We start from the raw sequence: 17437 nt of genomic DNA, 5'->3' as shown, positions 1-17437 counted from the left end.
GAGCAACAATGAAGATTACAAGTGGAGATTTACCAGGTGTTGGGAAAAAGATATCATTTGTTACAAGTGAAGGTTCGATGATTGTGTTAGTTATTCACCATACAGGTAAAAGAGAACTGTATTTCTTTAATGATGAAGATGATGATGAGGTAAGCTTCTCACTTACTTTATCTTCCGAAGAAACAAAACAAATGGGAGCACAGTTACTAGGGGCGGTGTTGAACCCAGCTGATACAGAAAAAATTGATCGAATTAAGTTGATCAGAAAGCAAGTAGTCGTCGAGTGGCTTGATATCACACAAAAATCACCAATCATTCGTAAAAATATGGCTCAAATAGATAAAATGAAACCGAAGGGGATCTCCATTGTTGGTGTATTTAAGAATGAAGAAATGCTAGTAGATCCAGAACCGAGTCTTATCTTAGAAAAAGGGGATACGCTCATGGTAGTAGGAAAGCGCGATGCGGTTCAAAAGTTTGAAGAGATTTGTTCGTGTAAGGAGAATCAGTAATAATGGTGATTCCTGAACTACTTTCTGCAGGTCTTATTCTTTTACTTTTGTTTATTACTGGATTTATTGGGATGAAGATAAAGATTCCAGATGTTGTTATCTTTATATTACTTGGAATCGTTGTAGGTGGAATGCTAACTGGGTCTCATCTTCTCCATTTTAGTGGCGAGATTGGGATCGTCTTATTATTTTTTATGTTAGGAATGGAGTTTCCAATAAAGCAACTTTTATCCATAGCAAAGAGGGTTCTAAGAGCAGGAATATTAGATGTAGTTTTAAGCTTTGGTGTGACGACCGCGATTTGTTTAGTTATGGGGCTTGATCTCCTTGCTTCACTTATTATTGGAGCGGTAGCTTATGCTACAAGTTCCTCAATTACAGCAAAAATGCTTGAGAGCTCTAAGAGGATGGCGAATCCTGAATCTGAATTTATGTTAGGTTTATTAATATTTGAGGATTTAGTTGCTCCTATTTTAGTAGCTGTTCTTGTCGGTTTAACTGCTGGAATGGCACTAACTGCAGGGTCTATGTCAGTGTTAGTTATCAAAGTAGTAGCTTTAGTAGCTGGTGCTATAATCCTTGGCACATTTCTCTTTAAGAAGCTTGGTCCTTTCTTCGATCGGCATATGAAAAATGATCTTTTTATTTTGTTTGTCATTGGTCTTGCGTTGACGTACGGTGGTCTTGCTTTGTATTTAGACCTATCAGAAGTGTTAGGAGCATTCCTGGCTGGAATCATGCTAGCAGAGGTGAAACGCACGCATGAATTGGAATTAATGGTCGTACGATTTAGAGATTTGTTAATGCCGTTATTTTTCCTGTATTTTGGTACAACGATAAGTTTCAGTGAAGGTGTACCAATGGTTACTTTGCTTATATTAGTGTTGCTATGGTCTATTGTAGCTAAAATTATTGTTGGGTTCTTTGGGGGTAAGTGGTACGGGTTATCGAAGAAAATGTCAATGCGTGCTGGCCTTTCTTTAACTCAACGAGGTGAGTTTTCCATTATTATAGCAAGCTTGGCGGTCGGATCTATAAAAGCATTTAGTAGTGTCTTTATACTCACATCAGCAATGATTGGGATTTTGCTCTTTCAAAAAGCGCCAGCTATTGTAAACAAAATATATGGTACCAAGACTAAGCCTGCTGTAAAACAAATGGGATCGTTATAAATCATCTATCAATTTATAAGGAGTTGATTAAGTTGACTCAACAAATGAGTATGAATGTGGAGCAATTAAAAGCTGTTAAACAAGAGCTTACAAGATTTATGATGATGTATAAATTTGCCTTAGATGAAATGAATACAAAGATTAATATTTTACAAGAGGAATTTAAGTATATTCATTCTTATAATCCTATTGAGCATACAAAATCTCGAATTAAAACACCACAGAGTATTTTTAAAAAAATTCAAAAGAAACAACTGCCAATTTCTTTAGACAGTATTAAAGAAAACATACATGATATTGCAGGAATCCGTATTAGTTGCTCATTCATATCAGATATTTATAAGATTAGTGAGATGCTCCAGCAACAAAAAGATATTACAGTAATTGAATGTAAGGATTATATTAAGAATGCAAAACCTAATGGGTACCAGAGTCTGCATCTCATTCTAGAAATTCCGGTTTTTATGTCTGACCGAGAAGAAAATGTGAAAGTAGAAATTCAAATACGAACTGTGGCGATGGATTTCTGGGCAAGTTTAGAGCATAAAATTTACTATAAGTATAAAAAAACAGTACCAGAACATTTACTTCAAGAATTAAAAGAAGCTGCTGATGTAGCTGCTGAGCTCGACAGGAAAATGGAAAGAATTCATGAGGAAGTTAATCATTGTAAAAAAGAAGACAATAAAGATCAGCAGACATTCATTCTTGATAGTCAAACATTCCAGTTGCCACATTTATTAATGAAAGCTATATCGGAGTCGAATGGATAATGAAAGAAAAAACGCCTATACTTCTAGGCGCTTTTTCTTTAGTATTACTATTAAATATGAACAGACTGCTAGCCAGTTTCAAAATTAATTATTAGACTGAATGTAATCAGGTTTGTATAGGGAGAGGGGGAATAAGGGAAATGGTTAATCGGGTATTAATCGTTGTTTCAGTAGAAGCTGAAAAAGAAGCGGTATTGCGAGGTATTGGGAAGGATAATGAAATGTTTAATGTAGTAGTGGCTGGTGTCGGAGTAGCTGCGGCTGCCACTACAACAGCCATTACTCTAACAAATCAGCCCTATCAATTAGTCATTAATGCCGGTATAGCTGGAGGGTTTGTTGGACGCGCAGATGTGGGTTCGTTAGTAGTAGCTAATGAGATTATCTGTGCTGATCTAGGTACTGAAACGGATGAGGGCTTCTTACCTTTAGATCAGCTTGGCCTAGGTGCCACAGGAGTTAAGGTAGACGAGGCTGCAAAAGAGACGATCATCGCAGCTTTTAAACAAGCGAATCGAAAAGTGGCTGCAGGTCAAATTCTAACTCTCTCCAAAGTAACAGGCACGCAAGAAACAAATGACCAATTAATCAAGAGGTATCCTGATGCTGTAGCAGAGGGCATGGAGGGATTTGGAGTTGCCACTGCAGCCTTAAAATGTGGGATTCCGGTTCTTGAGATAAGATCTATTTCTAATGCAATCGGACCAAGAGACCGCGAATCTTGGAAAATAAAAGAAGCATTAATTGAATTAGAAGAAGCAAGTAAAATAATTTCGGAGGTTTTATAATGGAAATTGCATTTTCTCCTTGCCCGAACGATACGTTTGTTTTTCATGCCGCTGTACATGGTTTAATTCCAAATGTTCCAAAGCTGGACGTTACTTATGCTGATATTGATAAGACGAACTATTGGGCAGCAGAGGGTAAGGGACCAGCGATTCAGAAAATATCTTATGCAGCTTTGCCGTATGTGTTGGAGGAATATGCTCTTATACCATGTGGTGGAGCTCTAGGTCGGGGATGTGGCCCGCTCTTACTGACCGCAAGTAAAGATCAGTCGCCTTCTCATTTGACGGGAAAAAGAGTTGCGGTTCCTAGCGAACGTTCAACTGCCTATTTACTGTTTAGACTATGGGCAGCCGACATGGTTCCTGGAGGTGTGGGAGAGATTGTTGTGATGCCTTTTCATGAGATTATGCCTGCAGTTCGCGACGGGGAAATTGATGCCGGTCTGGTCATCCATGAAGCAAGATTTACTTATCAAGAATTTCATTTGAATATGTTAGTCGATCTTGGAAACTGGTGGGAAGAAGATACACAATTACCGATCCCACTTGGTGCCATCATCGCTCATCGTTCACTAAATAAGGAAGAAATCACAAGTTGGATAAGAGCCTCGGTAGAATATGCTTGGGCAAATCCAGAAGCTTCAGTCGATTATGTGATGCAACACGCTCAAGAACTTTCTCCAGAGGTCGCAAAATCCCATATTGATTTGTATGTTAACTCATTTACTGCTGATCTTGGGGAAGATGGAATGGCAGCTGTCGCTAGTTTACTTGGACGAGCTGGGGCGGAGGGACTTGTTCCAGAATTTGATTTAAGTTTATTACGAATAGGACTATGAAGAGAACAATCCATTAGGCTTGTTCTTTTTTGCGATAGAGCGATCCATCTTTTCTCGGACTGAAAAGCCTCCAAGTGAATATATATGTAGAAGAGGTGATCGCATGGAAAAAGTACTTTTATTTTGTGACCCAGGCATCGATGATTCAGTTGCGATTATGTTTGCTTTATTACATTCTAATATTGATGTAGTAGGGATAGTTTCAAGTTATGGAAATGTTGATAAAGAACAGGCTACAAATAATGCAGCTTATTTACTTGAATTAGCAGGTAGGATGGATATTCCTTTAATAGGTGCTGCTTCGTTTCCTTTATCCGGGGAACCTGCTGTGTATTATCCTGAAATTCATGGAGAAGAAGGATTGGGGCCGATCAGACCCCCTGATACCATTAGTGGAACGCTAGAGAACTTTTCACGTGTGTTCACGATTATTGATGAGTATGAAGGAGAGCTTGTTATTGTAGATGTTGGCAGGCAAACTTCTTTAGCCTCTGCTTTTATTTTAGGTGAGGACGTGATGGATAAAATAAAAGCTTATTATGTAATGGGCGGAGCCTTTCTTGTGCCTGGAAATGTAACTCCTCTTGCTGAAGCGAATTTCTACGGGGATCCAATTGCTGCTAATGTTGTATCGACCCGTGCAGAGAATTTAACGATTGTTCCATTAAATGTAACCAACTATGCGGTGTTAACAGAAGATGTTATCTCGTCGATTACAGATCAAGAATACAATGCTTTTACATCATTAATACGACCAATTTATGATTACTATGCGGATGCTTACGCGGAACTAGTACCAGGAATAGACGGGGCTCCATTTCATGATTTGGTCACACTAGTAGCTCTTACAAATCCTGAGTTATTTGATTTTGTTCAGCGAGAGGTGACCGTTGTAGATGATGAGAGTGTAAAGGGCTTAAGCGTAGCAGACTTCAGACCGCTTTCGGTGGAGGAGGAAGAAGAAACGCACCGAGGAGCACATATAGCATTAGATTTTAGATATGAAGAGTATATTACGATCTTTGTTGAAACGATGAAGAAGCAACTGTAATTTGGTTTAGCATTAGGTATTCTTTATGCTTTTTATATTAGGCTATTGCAACATTCCTCAATCTCAACTATAATTGATTATCATTATCAATTAGGTTCGAAAACAGATCTTAAAGAATGCATTAGGAGGTTCCTTTTATTTGTTTTTGATTGAGGGAGATGTGAAAAAAGGTGTTGAAACGTTTTTTTTCCTATTACAAGCCATATAAATGGTTGTTTATATTAGATTTTTCGTGTGCAGTTCTTGTAGGCTTGCTAGAACTTGCATTTCCTTTGGCGGTAAACCAGGTTATAGATCGTTTGCTTCCTGAAGGGAATTGGACAATTATTTTATGGGCATGTGTAGGTCTATTAGCAATTTATTTATTAAATACAGGTCTGCATTTTGTTGTTACCTATTGGGGGCATATGCTTGGAATTAATATTGAAACAGATATGCGAGGAAAGCTTTTTGAACATATGCAAAAGCTATCGTTCGGGTACTATGACAACAATAAAACTGGCCATTCCATTTCAAGATTAACAAAGGATCTTGAAGAGATTGGGGAAGTCGCTCATCATGGTCCTGAAGATATTTTTGTGGCACTCATGACTTTAACGGGTGCGTTTATCATTATGCTCACGATAAATTGGAAACTGGCTATTCTTTCTTTTCTAGTTATACCTTTACTTATGGCTTTAGCTATACATTTCAACAAAAAAATGATTCATACCTTCCGCAGAATGTTTAATGATGTTGCAGACATTAATGCTCGAGTTGAAGATAGTATCGGTGGAATACGGGTGGTACAAGCGTTTGCTAATGAAAAATTTGAACAACGTCAATTTGCTGAAAATAATGCTAACTATCGTAAAACAAAATTATCTTCATACAAGATTATGGCGCAAAATATTACAGCTAACTATGTGCTTATGCGATTAGTAACATTATTTACCCTCGCATTTGGAACGTGGTTTGTTATAAATGGAAGTCTTACATACGGTGAATTCGTAGCCTTCATTTTATTATCGAATGTTTTAATTGGACCGATTCAGAAAATAAATGCTGTTATAGAAAGTTATCCAAAAGGGATTGCTGGGTTTAAGAGGTACGTTGAAATATTAGACACCGAACCAGATATTTCAGATGCTCCAAATGCAATGCATTATAGTCTAAAAGGTGACATTGATTACAAAGGGGTTTCGTTTGGGTATGAAGGAATGGAAAGGGTGCTGAATCAGATAGACTTATCCATTCGTTCGGGAGAAACAGTTGCTTTTGTTGGGCCATCAGGTGCAGGAAAAACAACTCTTTGCAGTTTACTTCCACGTTTTTATGAGCTAGATAAAGGAAGTATATGCATTGATGGGATTGATACAAGAGAGATAACGCTAGAATCATTGCGCAGTCAAATTGGTATTGTGCAACAAGATGTATTTTTATTCTCTGGATCTATCCGTGAAAATATATCTTATGGAAAATTAAATGCAACGGATGATGAAATCCTAAATGCAGCAAAAAAAGCCCAGCTTGATGAATTTGTACGAACGCAACCTAATGGATTAGATACAATCATTGGTGAGCGAGGGGTTAAACTATCAGGTGGACAAAAGCAAAGACTAGCTATAGCCCGGATGTTTTTAAAGAACCCCCCTATTTTAATTCTAGATGAAGCCACATCTGCTCTTGATACAGAAACTGAAAGAGCAATTCAAGCTTCATTAGCGGAACTCTCAAAAGGTAGAACTACGCTAGTAATAGCCCATCGCCTTGCTACGATAAAAAATGCTGATCGAATCCTAGTAGTAACCAAAGACGGAATTGCAGAACAAGGGCGACATCAAGACCTGATTGAGTCTAATGGTATTTACAGTCGTCTACATTATGCACAATTTGGATAATTTCCTTTTAGTAGCCCCTGCTATTTCAATTGAAATAGCAGGGGCTTTAACTGTATTAAGAGGAAATAAGAACTTTTTGGTGAATGATTTGTAATAGGACAAATAGAAGGAAAGGGAGCGATAATATGAATGAAGAAAAAGAAAAAGTAATGAAGCAATTTGGGGCAAATGCTTCTAAGTATGTCTCAAGTAAATCCCATGCTAAGGGGGAGGATTTAGCAATACTAGTAGATTGGATTAAACCAGATAAAGAATGGAGTGTGCTAGATATTGCTACTGGGGGAGGACATGTAGCTAAAGCGCTTGCTCTTCATGTAAACGAAGTGTTTGCAACCGATTTAACAAAAGCTATGCTTGAGAACACTTCGACACATCTGAAAAAGTCTTTTGAAAATATAAAATTTGTTATTGCCGATGCAGAAAAATTACCTTTTCTTGACAGGACATTTGATGTGGTCACTTGTCGTATTGCCCCTCACCACTTTCCGACGCCTAAAGATTTTATTTCTGAAGCTGCTCGAGTATTAAAGCCTGGTGGGCTATTTCTTATGATTGATAATGTTGTTCCAGAAGACCGAGAGTTAGCAACGTTTATGAATACATTTGAAAAAATGAGGGATGAGAGCCATGTTGCATGCTTACCTGTATCCAGATGGGAGTCCTACTTAAAGGGAGAGGAAATGGAGGAGGTACGCAGTCTCAAAAAAAAGAAAACGTACCGATTTCCTGGTTGGGTGGAGAGAACAACTACGAGTTCTGCTCAAGTTAACGGAGTTCATCAGTATATCCTTCAAGCATCTAAAAGAGTTCATAATTACTTTCAAGTAGAAATACAGTCTGAGAAAGTAGCGTCCGTCACCGTTGATGAGTGGATGATATTATACAAAAAGTCGATGGGGAGGACGGAGTAAAAAAGTTAATTAAACGTTTGTTTAACATTAGATCAGCTTATATAAATAGTATTCGTTCACGGGTTTACCCTCGATCATTAGAGAGTGAACCTTTTCTCCTTCTAGTACAAATCCCATCTTTCGGTAAAGGTCAAAAGCAGGTTTGTTGTGCTTTATAACGGTTAGTTCTAATCTGCTTATCCCGTAGTTTGGTGCCCATTTGAATAAGGAGCCAAATAAAGATGTGGCAATACCCCTTCCACGGTACTCTTCATCTACACCAATTGTTATGTATGCGCGATGTTTGATTCGTTTAACTGTTCCTCCTTGAACAGTTAAATAGCCTACTAATTTTCCATCCAATTCAGCAACGAAAAGCATAGCATTCTCTTGAGTAGAGAGATGATGAATCATTGACTTAATCGGTTCGATACTCTCTTTGCGTTCGCCAGGTTCAAATAACATCATTTTTGATTGATCGAGCTTCTTCATTAAGTTGAGTAATAACTTAGCATCTTGTTCTGCTGCAGGTCTAATTTCCATGATATCGCCTCCCACCCTTATCATACTTTGTTTTCATTCTCATAAAAACCACTATTTTCCTATTGGTCCCTCGTCACTTACCCAGGTAGTGCTGCATATCGTAAAGTGATACCATTTCTGAATTAGTTAAAAGCCTTTTGCAATTAAATAAGGCTTAAGGCTTAAGGCTATTGATAAATAGGGAGGAAACAAGTGTGAATTCAAACCAATTTCAAGATATGAGAAGACCGATGGGTGGACGCCCAGGATGGGGAGGCAGACCTGGCTGGGGAGGCAGACCTGGCTGGGGCGGTAGACCAGGCTGGGGTGGCGGAGCTTTTGTTGGTGGGGTATTAGGTGGATTACTAGGAAGTGCCTTGTATCAACCGTATGGCTATGCTCCTTATCCCTCCCCATATTACCTATATTACCCATATTACCCATATTATCCTTACCCGTATTATTATTAATACTTTTTGGAGAAAGAGCTTTAGTAAAGCTCTTTCTTTTTTGGTTTATTCATTAATTAGTCTATAAAACGGGTCAATTTGGTAAAGCAAATGTAACGTACTTTTAGACCTATAGATGATATGATGGAAACGTGAAAAAGAAACTAAAGATAGAATAGAGAGAAAATGAACGAATGGAGGAAGTTGCATGCAGGAAATAGTCGATAAAATAGATGGAATGATCGCTAATATAGAACGTGTAGTTGTAGGTAAACGAAAAGAGATTGAACTGAGTCTAGTTGCCTTATTTGCCGGGGGCCATGTATTACTAGAGGACGTACCAGGAGTAGGTAAGACTGTGATGGTTAAAGCTATTGCCAGGTCATTAGGAGCAGATTTTAAACGAATTCAATTCACGCCAGATCTTCTTCCGTCTGACGTTACAGGTGTATCTATTTATAATCAGCAAACGCAAACTTTCGAATTTAGACCAGGCCCGATTATGGCAAATGTAGTGCTAGCAGATGAAATTAACCGTACATCCCCTAAAACACAGGCAGCTCTACTTGAATCGCTAGAAGAAGGAAGTGTGACCGTAGACGGCGATACCCTCCAATTACCAATGCCTTTCTTTGTGATGGCTACCCAAAACCCAGTAGAATATGCGGGGACTTATCCACTGCCAGAAGCTCAACTTGATCGCTTTTTACTGAAAATTCAATTAGGGTATCCGAGTGCAGAAGAAGAACTTGAAGTATTAAGGCGTGTTGAGTATGGCCATCCTGTAGATGGAATTCAATCCGTTATGTCGATCGAAGAGGTGTTAGATATCCAAAAGAAAGTTGCGACGATCATGGTTGATGATCAAGTAAAAGGGTATATTATTAATCTCGTTCAAGCTACTAGAAAACATGGTGCTGTAGAACTTGGAGTTAGCCCTCGTGGATCAATTTCTTTAATGAAAGCTACACAAGCGTATGCTCTTTTGAAAGGAAGAGACTACGTGATTCCGGATGATGTTAAACATCTAGCAGAGTGGACGATGTCACATCGAATCATTTTAAGCCCAGAAGCAAAAATGTCTAATATGGACGTTAGGTCAATTATAAAAGAAGTCCTAAGTCAAGTGCGTGTGCCGGTAATGGGTGATAAGGTGGCAACATTGTGATAGGACAAGCATTAAAGCTGGTAGGAACCGCATTTAAATTTCTAATCCTTGTTGTAGTCGTGGCGGGTACGTATGCTTATGCGATGTTTCAAGGGGGATTTGTTAGCTGGTTCCTATTTTATAGTGTGTTAACTATTATCGTTCTCACCTTAGTAGTGGCTATGTTTACTTTAAGAGGATTTAAAGTCGAGAGGAAACTATCGGCAACCACGCTTCCATCTGGAGAATCGATTGAAGTAGAAGTCATAGTACACAAGAAACGTTATCAGCCTTTTTTTTATGTGAGGGTGTATGACGTGGTTCCGAGAAGCATTGGCACATCTTCGCATCAACGAGCACTTTTTTTCTTTTCTTTTACAAATAAGCTTCGGTTTAAATACAAGATTAATCAATTGAGAAGAGGAGAACATCAGCTATCTACTACGCAGTTTTCATTTGGTGACTTATTTGGAATTTTTGAAAAGAAATACAAAGTAGATTCTAATTCTACATTTCTTGTTTATCCAAGATTCAAGTTGCTAGATAAGCTGCCTGGTCTTCTTACTAGTCAAATTGAAGAAGGGATAAGACCTGATCAAGCAATAGATGAAGAACGGTCCCTTGCTGGGGTGCGTAGTTATGCTCCTGGTGATCGGTTAACGAGTATTAACTGGAAACAGTCCGCTAGAACAGCAAAATTAATGACTAAAGAGTTTGAGACGTTTCGTAATGACGGAGCAGTTATTTTGTTTGATCCCTATGTCAATCAAGCATCGAGCAGAACCTTTGAACAGTCTGTAGAATTAGCGGCTTCCCTGATTGCGACGGCAGTAAAAAGAAATCCTCAAGTAACATTCTCAATTCGAACATCTAGCTGGCAAGCTTATGACGTGTCCAATGCCAATCTCGCCCAAGCCTTGCGCTTACTTGCCAAGGTGCAGCCTGATAGCGCGACGATACCAAGTGTTCATAAAATGTATCGGGATTGGCGCGGAAAGACAGCTTACGTTGTTTGTTCTGAACTTAATGCTGATTTAGTAGGGGCAATGAGTATGATGAAGGAACAAAAGGTATTACCACATGTCGTCCTTCCGGATGAAGTAGTTGATGATCAGATTATCATTCAACAGTTGAAGCAAAAAGGTGTTCAAACTCATATTCTCCGAATGAGTGGTGATCTTGGGTAATGAAATTAATCATGAAAAAGAAACAAATAGACTTGAGCCGTGATCTCTTTTTATATGGACTAAGTTTTGTTTTATTACTTGAATGGCTCTGGCCTTTGCCACATATTACAAATACTGGGTTTATCAACATCTTTGTTTTAGTAACGGCCCTTTATTTCATTTTGACATTTTTGCAACTTCCTGTTTATGTTTCTTTACCGATTAAGGCACTCGTTACGGTTTATGGGTTATTTCTAGTCTTTTTTGAAGGTCCATTGTTTACAACAGAATGGGTGAAGTTGCTTATAGCTGATTTTTGGCTGAACCTTGGTTACATGTTCTCTGGTCAGTGGTATGCACTAACTGATCTATTCCGTAGCCTGCTCTTTTTTATCTTACTTGCCATTATGAGTTATCTACTTTTCTACTGGACTGTCTATGCGAGAAGAGTTTTATTCTTTCTTGTTTTCACCGTTATTTATGTAACCATTATTGATACATTCACCTTATATGATGCTACCTATGCAATTGTAAGGACCTTTGTTTTTGGCTTTTTATTGATGGGACTTGTGGCGGTTTATCGAATCACGGAAAAAGAAGAGTTCAATTATGTTCCCTCCTTTCTTCCAGTTAAGATTGGTCTAGTACTTATCGTATTAATCGCATCAGCTAGTACGCTGGGTCTTCTTTCGCCAAAGCCAGAACCACAGTGGGATGATCCTATTCCTTATGTGCGTGCTGCGGTGGGATTAGAGGATTCCTCTGAAGAGGGAGGAGAAGGAGAACAGCGAATTGGCTATGGTGATAACGATGAACAGCTTGGTGGAGGGTTTGTAGATGATAATACTCCACTATTTTATGCCGCTGTGCAAGAAGGTCATTATTGGAGAGGGGAAACAAAAGACTTTTATACAGGTAGAGGTTGGGAAACAACGACTCCTACAGAATCTGCATCAGAGCCATCTTTAGAACAATTGCAATCTGATGGAGCCACCTTTTTTAGCAGAGATACAGAAGTTATTTTTGCCGGTGAAACAAGTAGAAGGTATCCCCATCTGTTCTATGGAGGTACGTTGCTCAACTATTCTACAGTAGAGAATGCCGATCTATTAAAAGACCAATATACTGAACGAGTTGATACGTCTCGTAACGGAACGCCGGTCGAATTAGATAATTATCGTATCGAATATGCTTATCCAGAGTATGATATCGCAGGTCTAAGAGAAGCGAGTGGCAGCGAGAGTGAGGATCTTGATTATTACTATACTCAGCTTCCAGAAGAGCTTCCAGATCGAGTACGAAAATTAGCTCTAGAGTTAACCGAGGAAGAAGAAACAAGATATGACCAGGCGAAGGCAATTGAACAATATTTCCAAAGTCCGGAGTTTACGTATGAAACAGAGGATGTTCCCGTGCCAGAAGAAGGAGAAGATTATGTTGATCAATTTCTCTTTGAAACACAAAGAGGGTATTGTGATAATTTTTCAACCTCAATGGTTGTCTTACTTCGTTCGCTCGACATCCCAGCCAGATGGGTAAAAGGGTTTACTCAAGGTGAGGAAGTTGAAGTCCTTGATGATGGCCTAGAAGTATATGAAGTAACAAATGGAAATGCACATTCATGGGTAGAAGTTCATTTCCCAGGTGTGGGTTGGGTACCATTTGAACCAACAAGAGGATTTGATTCTACCTATGATTTCCTTGAAGCAGAAGAAGAGGGAAATGATGAACTAGAATTACCTGATACAGATCAAGAAGAAGATCAAGAGGTCGAAGATGTTTTTGCTGATTTAGAAGGTGCAGAGGAATCTCCTGCTAGTAATTCTAATCAAACAAATGGAGCAAAGCTGTCGGGCAGTACACTCGTTACAATCATTCTCTTATTGCTTTTCGCTAGTATCGCGGGGATGTTCCGTAAAAAAATAGCACGTTTGTTCATCTTACTTCAATTTAAATATAAAGCCAATCAAGAAGGAGTGTTTCAAAAAGCCTATCATGGGTTGTTGTGGCTTCTTGGATACATTGGATATAAACGTCAAAATGGAGAAACGCTAAGAGAGTACGCCATTCGGATTGATCAATCTCTAGGAAGTAATGACATGGTGAGTTTAACAGAGGAATATGAGCGTATCTATTATGGTCAGAAAGAAAGTAGCGAAAGTTGGAAACATTTCAAAAACAGCTGGATTCGTATACTTGAGCAAATCAATTCTTGACCGGGGTATAGGTCATTGTTAAAATAAATCCGTGCTAAAAATGTGAATATAGATTGAACCTTCGTATATCCTTAGGAATATGGCCTAAGAGTCTCTACCGGATTGCCGTAAATAATCTGACTATGAAGGCAGAATTAATGTAGCTAGAATTCTGCCTTTGTACGTTTTTTTTGGACGAGCAGGTGAATTCTGGCTTTTTGTTATATATCGAGGTTTTGTCACAATCTTACTAAATAAAGGGTGGATAACATGAATGAATTAAATCAAGAAATGATCTTGGTACTCGATTTTGGTGGTCAGTACAATCAGCTAATTACACGTCGCATTCGCGATCTTGGTGTGTACAGTGAGCTTCACTCTAGCAAATTAACAGCAGAAGAAATTAAAGAAATGAATCCAAAAGGAATTATTTTTTCCGGTGGGCCAAACAGTGCATACGTTGAAGGGGCACCTCAAGCTGACCCTGCAATCTTTGATTTAGGCATTCCGATTTTTGGAATTTGCTATGGTATGCAATTAATGACACATCACTTTGGCGGAAAGGTAGAAGCTGCTAATCACCGTGAGTATGGTAAAGCTGTCATTAAGATTGAAAACCAATCTGATATCTTCAAAGGCCTTCCTATTGAGCAATCAGTATGGATGAGTCATGGGGATTTAATTGTAGCGCCACCTGAAGGGTTCGTTGTAGATGCATTCAATCCATCTTGTCCGGTAGCAGCGATGAGTAATGAAGAGCGTGGTTTCTATGGTGTTCAATTCCACCCCGAAGTTCGTCACTCGCAATTTGGAGATGACATGTTAAAGAACTTTGCATTTGAAGTTTGTGAATGTAAGGGCGAATGGTCGATGGAGAACTTTGTTGAAGTTGAAATAGAGAAAATCCGTGAACAAGTTGGTAACAAAAAAGTATTATGTGCACTTAGTGGTGGGGTGGATTCATCGGTTGTAGCAGTATTAATTCACAAAGCGATTGGCGATCAATTAACGTGTATGTTTATTGACCATGGTCTTCTACGTAAGGATGAAGCAGAAGGAGTAATGAAAACGTTTAGTGAAGGTTTCAACATGAACGTCATTAAAATTGATGCCCAAGATCGTTTTTTATCAAAGCTTAAAGGTGTTTCTGACCCTGAGCAGAAGCGTAAGATTATAGGAAACGAGTTCATCTATGTATTTGAAGAGGAAACGAGTCAATTGACTGATATGGACTTCCTTGCTCAAGGAACTCTTTATACCGATATTATTGAGAGTGGTACAGATACAGCTCAAACGATTAAATCACATCATAACGTTGGTGGTTTACCTGAAGATATGAAGTTCACACTCATTGAGCCTTTAAGTGCATTATTTAAAGACGAAGTACGTGAATTAGGTGCAGAGCTAGGTATTGCTGATGAAATCGTATGGCGCCAACCATTCCCAGGACCAGGTCTTGGTATCCGTGTCCTTGGTGAAATTACGGAAGAAAAGCTTGAGATTGTGCGTGAGTCTGATGCAATTTTACGTGAAGAGATTAAGAAAGCTGGATTAGATCGCGAAATTTGGCAGTATTTCACGGCGCTTCCTGACATGAGAAGCGTTGGGGTAATGGGAGATGCTCGTACGTATGACTACACAGTAGGTATTCGTGCGGTTACATCGATCGATGGTATGACTTCTGATTGGGCTCGTATTCCATGGGATGTACTTGAGTTAATTTCAACTCGTATTGTAAATGAAGTAAAGAATGTGAACCGAGTTGTGTATGATGTTACATCTAAGCCACCAGCGACAATTGAGTGGGAATAAGCGAACGATACTAATTGGAAATTAATTAATGTTCGGAAATGACATTGACAAAATTCGACCTGATTGATAGACTTCTTTTAGATATAAAAGATGTCATTTCGTATAACTGCAGGAATAGGGCCTGCGAGTCTCTACCAAGCTACCGGAAATAGCTTGACTACGAAAAATCAGGTACTCTTCTGCTTAAGTGGGAGATGGCATGAATTTTTTGGTGGTTAAGCTTTGGGTAGATTGATACTCAAAGCTTTTTTTATGCGATATGACGATCACATTTGATATGGGGGAAGAGAAAATGGATCGTTTTTTTGGATTTAAAGAAAGTGGAACGACCTACAGAAGAGAAACGGTAGCGGGTGTTACAACGTTTCTTGCGATGGCTTACATTCTGTTTGTGAATCCGCTTATCTTAGCAGATACAGGGATGGACATGGGAGCCGTCTTTACAGCTACAGCTCTTGCTGCAGCTTTAGGAACACTTATTATGGGTGTAGTGGCTAACTATCCGATTGCTCTTGCTCCTGGAATGGGACTAAATGCTTTCTTTGCTTATTCTGTTGTTCTGGGTATGGGAATTGATTGGCAAGTTGCATTATTTGGCGTATTTATGTCTGGTATTATTTTTATTCTTATTACTGTACTTCGTATTCGTGAATTAATTATTAATGCCATCCCAGCAGAGTTGAAGTATGCGGCTGCTGCTGGTATTGGATTATTCATAGCTTTTATCGGGTTAAAAAATGCAGGAATCGTTGTTCCTTATGAAGCAACAGCTGTTACCTTGGGTGATATGATGGCTGGTCCGACGCTACTTGCGGTATTTGGACTTGTCATAACCGTTATTTTCATGGTTCGTGGATATAAGGGTGGAATCTTCTACGGAATGATTGTCACATCTTTAGCGGGGATTGCAACGGGCATCATCGGTATGCCTGATCAAATTGTCGGCGCTGTTCCGAGTTTGGCTCCAACATTTGGTCAAGCGTTTGCGATTGATTGGTCTTCTGTTTTTACCATTCAATTATTAGTTGTTATTTTAACTTTCTTATTTGTAGACTTTTTTGACACGGCGGGTACACTATACGCTGTTGCGAATCAAGCTGGATTTGTGAAAGATAACAAACTACCAAGAGCTAGTAAGGCATTACTTGCTGACTCAAGTGCAACGTCAATCGGTGCAATTCTTGGGACATCGACCACAACTGCTTATATTGAATCATCATCAGGGGTAGCAGCAGGTGGTCGAACAGGATTCACTTCGATTGTTACAGCAGGACTATTTTTAGTTGCGTTATTCTTCTCTCCATTACTAGCGGTAGTGACAGAGCAAGTAACTGCACCTGCATTAATCATTGTCGGTGTATTAATGGCATCTTCACTTGGCTTTATTGATTGGAAGAAATTCGAGATTGCAGTACCTGCTTTTCTAACGATTATTACGATGCCACTAACATATAGTATCGCAACTGGTATTGCATTAGGTTTTGTTATGTATCCAATTACGATGTTATTTAAAGGGAGAGGCAAAGAAGTTCACCCAATTATGTATGGATTATTCTTCGTCTTCCTTGCTTACTTTGTTTTCTTAACTGAATAGAACGATTTGATAAAAGGCCAAGTTTTATGACTCGGCCTTTTATTTTTAAGTTAATAAGATTATTTTTAAATTCGACCTTTGTTTATTCATATCTACTATGAACTCTGACGCATTGTAGAAGACAGCTTTAACGTCTCAAATGTAATATTCCTATTTTTACTAAACGTATATCATGCTGTATCTGTTTATTTCAAGATGGTGAAAACAATTTTGGGGAATGTCCTTACTAACTTGATCCAGGCTAGGGATGAAAGAGTGTGTATGTATTGTTGTTAATTAACTCAATCTTTTCATCTACTATTACAAAGCGACTAGGAGGGGCGATAACGTTTCTTTCTATATAAGCTAACATTTATTTTTGACCGAGACCTAGTTGGTTTAGGGCCGTTTTAATCTTAAGATCTGACAAGACTCAATTATTTTCGAACTTTCTATTGACGGTTGTCGAATTAGCTGGTAAAGTTATCTCTGTTGCCAAGAAAGACAAACAGCAACAAGAAATTATTTCAAAAAAAGTTGTTGACTTTAAAATCTTGATTTGATAAGATAATAAAGTCGCTAACAACGACAAACGAAAAAGTTCTTTGAAAACTGAACAAAAGCCAAGCGAAATAGAGATACATGATATCTCGTCAATTTTTAAAACA

General features: G+C 38.7%; 16 protein-coding genes and 2 riboswitches. Of the genes, 14 read left to right on the top strand and 2 right to left on the bottom strand.

Features of this window, described 5'->3' with window-relative positions; genetic code table 11:
- The first annotated feature begins 8 nt into the window (after window positions 1–8).
- The 8 genes from RYX56_RS19720 (at window position 9) to RYX56_RS19685 (ending at window position 7926) form a co-directional block, all read left to right on the top strand.
- A complete protein-coding gene (locus RYX56_RS19720; RefSeq protein ID WP_317123748.1) occupies window positions 9–512 on the top strand; it encodes a cation:proton antiporter regulatory subunit in 504 nt (167 codons plus the stop codon).
- A 2-nt stretch (window positions 513–514) separates the two neighbouring features.
- Window positions 515–1684 carry a cation:proton antiporter gene (locus tag RYX56_RS19715; RefSeq protein ID WP_317123747.1) on the top strand — a complete coding sequence of 390 codons (1170 nt, stop codon included), beginning with the start codon at window positions 515–517 and terminating at the stop codon, window positions 1682–1684.
- A 44-nt stretch (window positions 1685–1728) separates the two neighbouring features.
- Window positions 1729–2457, top strand: a complete 729-nt coding sequence (locus RYX56_RS19710) for a GTP pyrophosphokinase (protein ID WP_439108519.1) — start codon at window positions 1729–1731, stop codon at window positions 2455–2457.
- 140 nt (window positions 2458–2597) lie between these two features.
- Window positions 2598–3245, top strand: coding sequence for a futalosine hydrolase (locus RYX56_RS19705; RefSeq protein WP_317123745.1), 648 nt, complete (start codon window positions 2598–2600; stop codon window positions 3243–3245).
- Window positions 3245–4084, top strand: coding sequence for a 1,4-dihydroxy-6-naphtoate synthase (locus RYX56_RS19700; RefSeq protein WP_317123744.1), 840 nt, complete (start codon window positions 3245–3247; stop codon window positions 4082–4084). Before RYX56_RS19705 ends, RYX56_RS19700 begins: the two co-directional genes overlap by 1 nt.
- 103 nt (window positions 4085–4187) lie before the next feature.
- A complete protein-coding gene (locus RYX56_RS19695; RefSeq protein WP_317123743.1) occupies window positions 4188–5135 on the top strand; it encodes a nucleoside hydrolase in 948 nt (315 codons plus the stop codon).
- Between the two features lie 170 nt (window positions 5136–5305).
- The gene (locus tag RYX56_RS19690) at window positions 5306–7015 is read left to right on the top strand and encodes an ABC transporter ATP-binding protein (RefSeq protein WP_317123742.1); all 1710 of its coding nucleotides are present in this window, start codon (window positions 5306–5308) and stop codon (window positions 7013–7015) included.
- A gap of 125 nt (window positions 7016–7140) precedes the next feature.
- On the top strand, window positions 7141–7926 hold the full coding sequence (locus tag RYX56_RS19685; RefSeq protein WP_317123741.1) for a class I SAM-dependent methyltransferase: 786 nt from the start codon (window positions 7141–7143) through the stop codon (window positions 7924–7926).
- Between the two features lie 27 nt (window positions 7927–7953).
- On the opposite strand, the gene RYX56_RS19680 is transcribed toward RYX56_RS19685, so the two are convergent.
- On the bottom strand, window positions 7954–8448 hold the full coding sequence (locus RYX56_RS19680; protein ID WP_317123740.1) for a GNAT family N-acetyltransferase: 495 nt from the start codon (window positions 8446–8448) through the stop codon (window positions 7954–7956).
- A gap of 194 nt (window positions 8449–8642) precedes the next feature.
- On the opposite strand from RYX56_RS19680, the gene ymaG reads away from it, so the two are divergent.
- The 6 genes from ymaG to RYX56_RS19650 all read left to right on the top strand — a co-directional run bounded on the left by ymaG (window position 8643) and on the right by RYX56_RS19650 (window position 16790).
- Window positions 8643–8897, top strand: a complete 255-nt coding sequence (ymaG, locus tag RYX56_RS19675; RefSeq protein ID WP_317123739.1) for an inner spore coat protein YmaG — start codon at window positions 8643–8645, stop codon at window positions 8895–8897.
- Between the two features lie 187 nt (window positions 8898–9084).
- Window positions 9085–10044, top strand: a complete 960-nt coding sequence (locus RYX56_RS19670; RefSeq protein ID WP_317123738.1) for an AAA family ATPase — start codon at window positions 9085–9087, stop codon at window positions 10042–10044.
- Window positions 10041–11210: a DUF58 domain-containing protein gene (locus RYX56_RS19665; RefSeq protein ID WP_317123737.1), complete on the top strand. Its 1170-nt coding sequence runs from the start codon at window positions 10041–10043 to the stop codon at window positions 11208–11210. Before RYX56_RS19670 ends, RYX56_RS19665 begins: the two co-directional genes overlap by 4 nt.
- On the top strand, window positions 11210–13405 hold the full coding sequence (locus RYX56_RS19660) for a transglutaminase TgpA family protein (RefSeq protein ID WP_317123736.1): 2196 nt from the start codon (window positions 11210–11212) through the stop codon (window positions 13403–13405). The genes RYX56_RS19665 and RYX56_RS19660 overlap by 1 nt, the downstream gene beginning before the upstream one ends.
- Before the next feature lie 41 nt (window positions 13406–13446).
- Window positions 13447–13548, top strand: a riboswitch (purine riboswitch).
- Window positions 13549–13654: 106 nt separating this feature from the next.
- Complete coding sequence (guaA, locus tag RYX56_RS19655; protein ID WP_317123735.1) at window positions 13655–15196, top strand: glutamine-hydrolyzing GMP synthase; 1542 nt, start codon at window positions 13655–13657, stop codon at window positions 15194–15196.
- A gap of 78 nt (window positions 15197–15274) precedes the next feature.
- Window positions 15275–15376, top strand: a riboswitch (purine riboswitch).
- Between the two features lie 112 nt (window positions 15377–15488).
- Entirely contained in the window at window positions 15489–16790 is a 1302-nt protein-coding gene (locus RYX56_RS19650) for an NCS2 family permease (protein WP_317123734.1), read from the top strand.
- A 412-nt stretch (window positions 16791–17202) separates the two neighbouring features.
- Here RYX56_RS19650 and RYX56_RS19645 read toward each other — a convergent pair.
- On the bottom strand, window positions 17203–17437 hold a 235-nt coding region (locus RYX56_RS19645), incomplete at its 5' end, for a hypothetical protein (RefSeq protein WP_317123733.1).

This window comes from Alkalihalophilus lindianensis, assembly GCF_032843265.1.
In the GTDB taxonomy this organism is placed as follows: Bacteria; Bacillota; Bacilli; order Bacillales; family Bacillaceae_D; genus Alkalihalophilus; species Alkalihalophilus lindianensis.
The sequence above is the reverse complement of the archived record's forward strand: the minus strand, read 5'-3'. Positions and strand labels throughout refer to the sequence as shown.

Coding starts and splice junctions, on each gene's coding strand:
- guaA (WP_317123735.1), top strand. CDS start 13,655: ATGAATGAATTAAATCAAGAAATGATCTTGGTACTCGATTTTGGTGGT.
- RYX56_RS19695 (WP_317123743.1), top strand. CDS start 4,188: ATGGAAAAAGTACTTTTATTTTGTGACCCAGGCATCGATGATTCAGTT.
- RYX56_RS19680 (WP_317123740.1), bottom strand. CDS start 8,448: ATGGAAATTAGACCTGCAGCAGAACAAGATGCTAAGTTATTACTCAAC.
- RYX56_RS19705 (WP_317123745.1), top strand. CDS start 2,598: ATGGTTAATCGGGTATTAATCGTTGTTTCAGTAGAAGCTGAAAAAGAA.
- RYX56_RS19670 (WP_317123738.1), top strand. CDS start 9,085: ATGCAGGAAATAGTCGATAAAATAGATGGAATGATCGCTAATATAGAA.
- RYX56_RS19650 (WP_317123734.1), top strand. CDS start 15,489: ATGGATCGTTTTTTTGGATTTAAAGAAAGTGGAACGACCTACAGAAGA.
- RYX56_RS19710 (WP_439108519.1), top strand. CDS start 1,729: ATGAGTATGAATGTGGAGCAATTAAAAGCTGTTAAACAAGAGCTTACA.
- RYX56_RS19700 (WP_317123744.1), top strand. CDS start 3,245: ATGGAAATTGCATTTTCTCCTTGCCCGAACGATACGTTTGTTTTTCAT.
- RYX56_RS19715 (WP_317123747.1), top strand. CDS start 515: ATGGTGATTCCTGAACTACTTTCTGCAGGTCTTATTCTTTTACTTTTG.
- RYX56_RS19660 (WP_317123736.1), top strand. CDS start 11,210: ATGAAATTAATCATGAAAAAGAAACAAATAGACTTGAGCCGTGATCTC.
- RYX56_RS19685 (WP_317123741.1), top strand. CDS start 7,141: ATGAATGAAGAAAAAGAAAAAGTAATGAAGCAATTTGGGGCAAATGCT.
- RYX56_RS19720 (WP_317123748.1), top strand. CDS start 9: ATGAAGATTACAAGTGGAGATTTACCAGGTGTTGGGAAAAAGATATCA.